Annotated in this window: 10 protein-coding genes; all 10 read right to left on the bottom strand. The window is 61.0% G+C overall.

Annotated elements, in window-relative coordinates:
- Positions 1 to 212: 212 nt before the first annotated feature.
- Complete coding sequence (locus tag EN943_RS32015; RefSeq protein ID WP_027162667.1) at positions 213 to 731, bottom strand: PaaI family thioesterase; 519 nt, start codon at positions 729 to 731, stop codon at positions 213 to 215.
- On the bottom strand, positions 728 to 1,504 hold the full coding sequence (recO, locus tag EN943_RS32010) for a DNA repair protein RecO (RefSeq protein WP_127416002.1): 777 nt from the start codon (positions 1,502 to 1,504) through the stop codon (positions 728 to 730). The genes EN943_RS32015 and recO overlap by 4 nt, the downstream gene beginning before the upstream one ends.
- A gap of 132 nt (positions 1,505 to 1,636) precedes the next feature.
- A complete protein-coding gene (locus EN943_RS32005) occupies positions 1,637 to 2,794 on the bottom strand; it encodes a porin (RefSeq protein WP_127416001.1) in 1,158 nt (385 codons plus the stop codon).
- Positions 2,795 to 3,525: 731 nt separating this feature from the next.
- The gene (locus tag EN943_RS32000) at positions 3,526 to 4,419 is read right to left on the bottom strand and encodes an aminoglycoside phosphotransferase family protein (RefSeq protein WP_127416000.1); all 894 of its coding nucleotides are present in this window, start codon (positions 4,417 to 4,419) and stop codon (positions 3,526 to 3,528) included.
- A gap of 5 nt (positions 4,420 to 4,424) precedes the next feature.
- Entirely contained in the window at positions 4,425 to 5,351 is a 927-nt protein-coding gene (era, locus tag EN943_RS31995; protein WP_127415999.1) for a GTPase Era, read from the bottom strand.
- The gene (gene rnc, locus EN943_RS31990; RefSeq protein WP_127416003.1) at positions 5,348 to 6,100 is read right to left on the bottom strand and encodes a ribonuclease III; all 753 of its coding nucleotides are present in this window, start codon (positions 6,098 to 6,100) and stop codon (positions 5,348 to 5,350) included. Before rnc ends, era begins: the two co-directional genes overlap by 4 nt.
- Positions 6,100 to 6,849 (bottom strand): signal peptidase I, encoded by a 750-nt coding sequence (gene lepB, locus EN943_RS31985; RefSeq protein WP_013532585.1) that lies wholly within the window; start codon positions 6,847 to 6,849, stop codon positions 6,100 to 6,102. The genes rnc and lepB overlap by 1 nt, the downstream gene beginning before the upstream one ends.
- A gap of 78 nt (positions 6,850 to 6,927) precedes the next feature.
- The gene (gene acpS / locus EN943_RS31980; protein ID WP_127415998.1) at positions 6,928 to 7,341 is read right to left on the bottom strand and encodes a holo-ACP synthase; all 414 of its coding nucleotides are present in this window, start codon (positions 7,339 to 7,341) and stop codon (positions 6,928 to 6,930) included.
- Entirely contained in the window at positions 7,338 to 7,937 is a 600-nt protein-coding gene (locus EN943_RS31975; protein WP_027038036.1) for a DUF2062 domain-containing protein, read from the bottom strand. The genes acpS and EN943_RS31975 overlap by 4 nt, the downstream gene beginning before the upstream one ends.
- A 249-nt stretch (positions 7,938 to 8,186) precedes the next feature.
- Positions 8,187 to 8,381, bottom strand: a 195-nt coding sequence (locus tag EN943_RS31970; protein ID WP_206522846.1) for a VOC family protein, incomplete at its 5' end; no start/stop codon positions are given.

Raw genomic sequence — 8,381 nt, 5'->3', positions numbered from 1 at the left:
CGCCAAGCTCGCGCTCGACAAGGCCGATGCGGCTCTGCTGGCGCGAAATGATGACGAACAAGGCGATGATGGCGACAAGGCCGATCAGGCTTTCAAACATGGCGGTTCCCCCAAACCAGGCCAGTTTTCACTGACATTCGTCGTACTGACATTCAAATGCGGCGGCCAAACGGCCAGAAAATCCAAGCTCGGAAAACTCAGTGCGCCGCCGGTCAACGCGCCGCCAGATTGGCGGCCGGAAAGATCGAGCATGTTTCGGTGCCGAAAGCCAGCAGCTTGCCGCCGGCATCCTTCAGCGTCGCTTCCGACACCGCCAGCGTGCGGCCCTTGTGAACAACCCTGCCCTCGCAGACCACTTCGCCGGTCTTCGGCGTGATGGGACGCGTCAAATTCACCTTGAACTCCGCCGTCGTATAGGCCTCGCCCTTTTCGAGCAGCGTCTGCACGGCACAGGCCAGTGCCGAATCGAGCAGCGTCGCCGCCCAGCCGCCATGCACGCTGCCCAGCGGATTGAGATGGCGCTCGCTCGGCATGCCACGAAAGACAGCGCGCCCTTCCGAGACTTCGGTGAGAGTGAAATTCAGCTGAAAGGAAATCGGCGGCGCCGGATACTTGCCGTCGACGATGCGCTGCAGCAATTCCAAACCTGTGTATTTCAGGATGTCGGCGTGCGGAATGGTGCCGAGGCCGAGCGGCGAGACCCGACCAGGATAAAGTTCGACCTCGCTCATGTGATGATTTCTCTGGCTGCGTCCCCGCCAGCTATGGCCTTGCCGCGCGCGTGATGTTTGCGCAGGGCCGTGAGGAAGCCGGTACGAGCGTCCGGCGGCTCGATGCCGCGCGGCTCATAGACGTGGCGGGTGAAAAAGAAGCCGGTCAGGCGGAAGGCGTCGTCGACATCAGCCGCATCGGCGCGCAGGCCGGAGCCGCGCTGCAGGAAGGCCGGCAGAGCCAGCATCTTGTCGCGCCACGGCAAACCGGCTTCGCGCGATACCGCGCGTCCCGATTTCGGCGAGACATAGGCCAGGTCCTGTCGCGTGCCGGTGGCGGCGCATTGGCTGAGATCGAGGCCGAAGCCGAGTTCGTCCAGCACCAGAAGCTCGAAGCGCGCCACCAGTTCGCCGGCGGCATCGGCATCGTCGAGATGGACGATCATCACGGCAAGCGTTTCGTAGAGACCTTCATGCGCGTCGCGCTCGGGCAACAGGCGCAGATGCGCGGCCATGGTCTGCAAGCCATAGACGGCGACGGCGCTGTCCATCAACCGGGCCGCGTTCATCTCAATCGCTTCGGCCTGGAACGTGCCGAGATGTTCATCAAGGCGCGCACGCCACAACAGGTCAACTCGATTGCCAGGCTGGAGCACGGGCTGCTGCTTGCGCGAACGGCCGCCGCGAACAAGGCCAAGATGACGGCCATGCGCGCGCGTCATCACCTCGAGAATGGCGCTGGTTTCGCCATGCTTGCGAGTGCCGAGAATGATTCCCTCGTCGCGCCATTCCATTTCAGGAGCTTTTCACCGATCGGGGGGCGAAATCAAGGTATGGGCTTGGCCCTCGGGTAACTCTCACAACAATGCATAAAAAACCGCCCGCAGCGATGTGCTGCAGGCGGGCTGGTGAGGTCAGTCTATCCGTTAGAAATTGCGCTGGAAGCGAACAATGCCGCCGATGCCGTCCTTCTTGTCGGCCTTGGACCAGTTGCCGTAGATGGAGGGGTTGCCGTAATTGCCGTAGTGATCCCAGTCAACTTCGGTCGTGACCGTGAAGCCGGGGACGATGGTGTAGGCGACGTTCGCCGCAAAAGCGATGTTCTTGTCGTCGTCAGCCGAAGCCTGGACGTTGAACGAGGTCTTCTCGTTGAACTTGTAGGCGCCGCCGCCCCAGACGGCCCAGTTGCCGCCCCATGGCTTGTACTGAGTGCGGCCATGGACGTCGATGTTGTTGTTGGCATCGTCCTTGGAATTGTCGTCCGTGCCGTAGCCGCCCATGACGAACAGCGTCAGTTCCTTGCTGACATTGACGTCCAGGCGAACCTTGCCGGACACTTCCTCATAGTTGCTGTCATAGGCCACGACGCCGGTGATCGCACCCCAGTCGCCCTTGTACTTCAAACCGCCGACGACGTGCGGAACATAGCTGTCGATCGTGTTAACGGCAGTGCCTTCTTCGAGCGAGACCACGCCCGTGATGCCGTTCCCCGCGTCGAAATTGTACTGGACGACGTTGGTGTCCTTGATACCATACGGGATGATCGTGTCCTGGATAACATTGCCGGCGTAACCGATGAACTGGTCATATGCCGTTTCGTCCTTACCGACGCGCAGACCACCGAGCTGGATCCAGGCGAAGTTGAGGGTGGTGGTCTTGTTGCCGGCCTGCCAGCCGGTGCCGCCACCAGTATAGTCGCCGGAAGAGTTGCCGAACTGGAAGCGGGTCTCGGTAAAGGTCTTCAACGTGCCGAGTTCGGTTTCCTGGCCGGTATAAGTCCTCAGCGTGAAGCGCATGTTCTTGTAATAGGTGTCGTGGCTATCGCCGTCCTGGTGATCGGCAACGTTGTTGACGCCATCCAGCGTGCCGGAATCGCCGACGCCTATGTCGTAGCGGAGATAGCCGCCGATGCGCAGGCAGGTCTCGGTGCCCGGAATATAGAAGTAGCCGGCGCCGTAGACGTCGCAGATCTTGACGTATTCGGCCGGTTCCGGTTCGGCGACGACGACAGCGTCAGCCGCGCGCGCGCCGCTGACCGCGATCAGGGCCGCGGCTGAGCCGAGAAGGAGGCTCTTGATGTTCATTTTCTGACCTCTCCAGTCATAGTTATAAATGGCTTCGGATTTGTGGCTGGCGGCAATGTTTTCCCGCCTCACCCCCACAACGAAAAAGGCTCACACCGCTCGCCCTTTTCAGCGGCGAACATACCCATCAACCATCTGCCTTCAATGACGATTTCCGAAATAATGCCAATTCTGCGAACAGATTAATGCTGTGTTGCACAAATAACACTTGCCGTTATAACGAATGGCACAATCGGCACAACGTCATATGTTGAATATATATACGGATATTTACGCGGCTAAATACACTTCTAGCGGTGCTATATTTCTAAAATTACCGCACAATACGGAATAGCTACCTGATTTACGCCGAAATCGACCTGAATCTTGCCGCCCCCCTTTATCGTCAGATGACGCCCATCCGCCAAACCCACTCTGATACCGAGGCGGAAAGCGGGATGACGCTTCCAAGCCTGTCTGCCTCTTCCAAGACGATCGAAACTCCCTCGAGCGCTGTCGCGCGGCTGATCGTGACAGCAGCCAACCGTTGAAAAACGATTCCTCCGTGACGCCTCTCAGTCGACCTTGGCGACGCAGGCAACGTGATCGCCCGCCTCGATCAGGCGGATTGGGATGCGTGTTCGGGAAAGCATCGCTTCGGCCAGAATGTCCCTGGTCGCGCCATGCGAGGGGGATGGTTCGGCGACAGGATTAGGATCTGGTGGGCGAGAGCGCCTTGAACGTTTGGCGCCTCACGCCCCGTGCGCGTGATCGGCAAGCACTTCATCGATCACATGACGGGATCTTTCAACCTCGACAGAGTTAACGTCGATCTGCCCATCGACCGTGATCAGCGCCTTCCAAAGCGTCCAGCCACGACCCCGCGCCCACATCGCCTCGTCGGCCGGAAGGCCGGCACGAAACGCCTCCCGGCTTTTGCCTTCCAACAGCGTCCACGCGATCGCCAGATCGCAGGCGGGATCGCCGACGCCGGAGGTTCCGAAGTCGATCACCGCGCTCAATCGGCCTTGCCTGACCAGCAGGTTTCCCCAACTGACATCACCGTGGAACCAGACCGGTGCACCGTGCCATTGTGCGGCAAGCGCTGCCTCCCACACCGCACTAGCGGCATCCGTAGCGATCTTGCCGTCGAGGGCAGCAATCGCTTGCCGGGCCTCGCCATCATAGACGCTGAGTGCTCCGCCGCGAAAGAAGTTGTGTTGTCCCGGCGCCGGACCGCCAGTGGCATCGATCCTTTGCAAGGCGACCAGGAACGCGGCCAGGTCGGTCGCGAATCGCGGCAGACCGGCGATACGCTCACGCTTTGCCGTCTCGCCTTCGATCCAGCGGTAGACGGACCAGTGCCAGGGATAGTTTTCGGTCGGAACTCCCATCGCCAGCGGAACCGGGATCGGCAGCGGCAGCAGAGGTGCGAGCCTCGGCAGCCAGCGATGCTCCTTTTCCACTTGCAGGGAGTAGGCCGCGGCACTCGGCAGCCGCACGGTCATCTCGTCGCCGAGATGAAAGGTCCTGTTGTCCCAGCCGCCTGATGCAACCGGCCTGATCGCAAGATCCTTCCAGTTGGGAAATTGCGTGGCGATCAATCGGCTGACAAGCGTTACGTCGATGTTCGGCTTGCTGACCATCGAGCCTAGCGCGGAAATTCGAGCCCCATTTCACGGTAGCGCTCGGGGTCGTCGCCCCAGTTCTCGCGCACCTTGACGAACAGGAACAGGTGCACCTTCTGTTCGAGGATGCCTGCTATCTCCATGCGCGCCGCCTGGCCGATGGCGCGGATGGTCTCGCCCTTGTGGCCGAGCACGATCTTCTTCTGGCTGTCGCGCTCGACAAAGATGGTCTGGTCGATGCGCACCGAGCCATCCGGCTTCTCTTCCCATTTCTCGGTCTCGATATGCGAGGAATAGGGCAATTCCTGATGCAGCCTGAGATAAAGCTTCTCGCGCGTGATCTCGGCCGCGAGCTGGCGCATCGGCAGGTCCGAGATCTGGTCTTCCGGATAGTACCAGGGACCCACCGGCAGAGCCTCGGCCAGATAATCGAGCACGTCCTTGCAGCCGGAACCAGTCAGCGCCGAAACCATGAAGGTGCGCTTGAACGGGACCCTTTCGTTCGCTGCCGCCGACAAAGCCAGCAGCGCTTCGTGCTTGACGCGGTCGACCTTGTTGAGGATCAGCACCATCGGCTGGCGCACATCCTTCAGCCGTTCGAGGATGGCGTCGGCGTCGCCCCTGATGCCGCGTTCGGCGTCGATCAAAAGCAGCACGATATCGGCGTCCTTGGCCCCGCCCCAGGCGGTGGTCACCATCGCCGTGTCGAGCCTCCGCTTCGGCTTGAAGATGCCGGGCGTGTCGACGAAAACGATCTGCGCATTGTCATGCGTGGCGATACCGCGCACGATGGCGCGGGTCGTCTGCACCTTGTGGGTGACGATCGACACCTTGGCGCCGACCAACTGGTTGACCAGCGTCGACTTGCCCGCATTGGGCGCGCCGATCAGGGCAACGAAACCGGAATGCGTGGGGGCAGCTTCCGTTGCCGGCTCTTCGGTGGCGGTCATGCCGCACTCCCTTCACTTGAGCGCGCGCGCTCCGATTTTTGGGCCGATGTGGTGGCCCAGACGCCTTCGCGCAAAAGAAATGCCGAAGCCGCCGCTTCTTCGGCCACCCTGCGGGAGCCGCCAGTACCGCTTATCGGCGCAAAGCCGCGGACCTGCAAGGACACGGTGAAGACGGGCTGGTGGTCCGGGCCTTCTCGCTTTTCGATCACATATTCCGGGCGCGCATCGCTGGTCTTGGCAATCCATTCCTGCAGATCGGATTTCGGATTGAGCGGCTTTGCAATCACCGTATGCGAGCGCGGTTCCCAGTAGCGCAGGACGAACCGCCGCGCGGCCTCGATGCCACCGTCGACGTAAACCGCCGCGATCAGCGCTTCTACCGCATCCGCCAGATAGTTTCCGCCCGAGCCACGCGACCGCATCTTCAAGGCGGAATCGGCGCGGACCAGATCCTCCAGCTGCATTTCGATGCCGATTTCGGAGCATGTCCGCGCATCGACCAGCGCATTGAAGCGCGGGGCGATTTCACCTTCCGGAGCATCAGGAAATTTCTCGAAAAGCATATCTGCGACGATCAGCCCAAGCACGCGGTCGCCAAGGAATTCGAGACGCTGATTGTTGCTGGCCGCCTTGACCGCACTGGAATGCGTCAAGGCGGTCTCGAGCAAACGGATGTCCTGGAAGACATGGCCGGTCTTGGCCTTCACCAAACCGGCCAGTGTTTCGCCTGTCGGACGCTTCAAAGCCATCAATTGACGAAATGGAACAGGCGCGAAGCGCGCATCAGCGACGGCCATTTCCAGATTTCGAGAGGGCTCGCCTTGCCGGCGATCGAGAAGAAAACAAGATTGGCGCGGCCAACCAGATTTTCCGCGGGAACGTAGCCGACGGTGAAACGGCTGTCGGCGGAATTGTCCCGGTTGTCGCCCATCATGAAATAGTGGCCGGGCGGCACGTCGAATTCGCGGGTGTTGTCGCCGATCGAGTTCGAATTCAGGTCGAGCGTGTCGTAGCTGACGCCGTTAGGCAAGGTCTCACGATAGACATCGATCGGGCGCGATTCCTCGGTGATGTCGGGATTGTCGATCTGGCCCGTTTTCACGCGCGGCACGCCGACGCCGTTGATGAAAAGCTGGCCGTCCTTGACCTGGATCTTGTCACCCGGCAGGCCGACAACGCGCTTGATGTAGTCGACGGACGGATCAGGTGGGAACTTGAAAACCGCTACGTCGCCGCGCTTCGGCTCGGAACCCCAGATGCGGCCCGAAAAAATATCGGGTCCGAAAGGCAGAGAATAGCGCGAATAGCCATAGGACCATTTGGTGACGAACAGATAGTCGCCTTCCAAAAGCGTCGGCCGCATCGATCCCGACGGGATCGAAAAAGGCTGGAACAGCAGCGTGCGGATGACCAGGGCGAGCAAAAGCGCCTGGACGATGACGCTGACGGTCTCGCCAAGCCCGCCGGATTTCTTCTCGGATTTTTCAGCCACGCTCATGTCGTCCTCGATTGTGCGTTGGATGGTATAGAGTCTCGGCGCGCGCTGGGCAACGTCAATGCCGGTCGTCAGAGGCAATCAATGTGGCGCTTCTTCGACGGGCAGCGCCTCGATGATCACAAAGGCTTGAGCGAGCGGGAAATCATCCGTGATGGTGAGGTGGATTGCCGCCCGATGGCCCTTTGGCAGGATTTTGTCCAGCCTGGCCAGCGCTCCTCCCGTCAACGCCATGGTCGGCGCGCCACTTGGCAGGTTGACGACACCCATGTCGCGCCAGAACACGCCCTGCGCCAGACCAGTGCCCAGCGCCTTGGCGCAGGCCTCCTTGGCAGCGAAACGCTTGGCATAGGAGGCCGCGCGGGCGCGTCGATTGTCCGAACGCGCCTGTTCGATCTCGGTGTAGATTCTCTGGATGAAGCGCTGGCCGTGACGCTCCAGCGATTTCTCGATGCGCCTGATGTCGATCAGGTCGCTGCCTATGCCGATGATCATCGCGCAGTGGAACCGATGCTTGCGCCGGGATGGGACGATTGCGCATGCCGGCTTGCGCGCTCGGCCAGACGTTTACGCCGCTGTTCACGGAAAGCGTTCATGCCCCAGCGCGTGATGGCGTAGAACAGCAGCCCGAAGGCAAGCCCGAGCGGGACCGCGCCGATCAGCATCGGTTCAAGGACCGGTTTCCATAATTGCGCGAAGGAGAGGTTGTGCAGCATCTCGCCCAGATGTGCCGGCGGCCCATGCGTCGGCAGGCGGTCATGCAGGATGAGTTTGCCCGTTTCCCATGACGCGCCCCATAGCAACGGGAAGGTCAGCGGGTTGCCGAAAAAAACCGCGCCAAGCGCCGCCGCCACCAGATTGCCGGCGATCACCCAGCACAGGATGGCAGCGATGATGAAATGGAACCCGACGGGGAAGAATGAAGCGAAGACACCGGCCGCAACGCCGGCCGCCACCGCATGCGGTGTGGCCTTCAGCCGCAGGATGCGCTTGGAAAAATACTGAAGCGAGCGCGAAAACGAGCGGCGCGGCCAAAGGTAGGTACGCACCCGCTCATAAAGGCCATCAGGCTTACGGCGTCGAAAAAGCACTCTGTTCCCGTTCCACAGCGCCCGCAACGGCACCTTCAGCCGGGCGTGGCAGCCACATCTTGCGCTTGACGATCACCCTATGGCAATCGCCACCTTATATAACGACGCGCTGGCGCAAGAACAACCAAACACCTTTTGTGCGCCGCGCTTGTTACCGCCCTTCGGGGGTCTTGCTTCCAACATTGGACAATCGCGGCGAATTTAGGGAACCGGCAGTCGCATCGCCGAAAGGCGCAGCGTCGCAGGCGGCTACGGCAGGTATTCGCTGACCTCGACCAGATTGCCGTCCGGGTCACGGAAATAAACCGACATCATCGGACCTCGGGCCCCGATACGTTCAACCGGGCCGAGTTCCACCGCCACACCATTGGCCGCGAGCCGGGCACGTACCTCATCCAGTGGCCGGTCGGTGATCAGGCAGAAATCACCTGATCCTGATGTCGG

It is taken from the genome of Mesorhizobium sp. M7A.F.Ca.US.006.01.1.1 (genome assembly GCF_003997935.1).
GTDB lineage: Bacteria > Pseudomonadota > Alphaproteobacteria > Rhizobiales > Rhizobiaceae > Mesorhizobium.
Note: the sequence above shows the minus strand (reverse complement) of the source record. Positions and strands in the feature narration are given on the sequence as shown.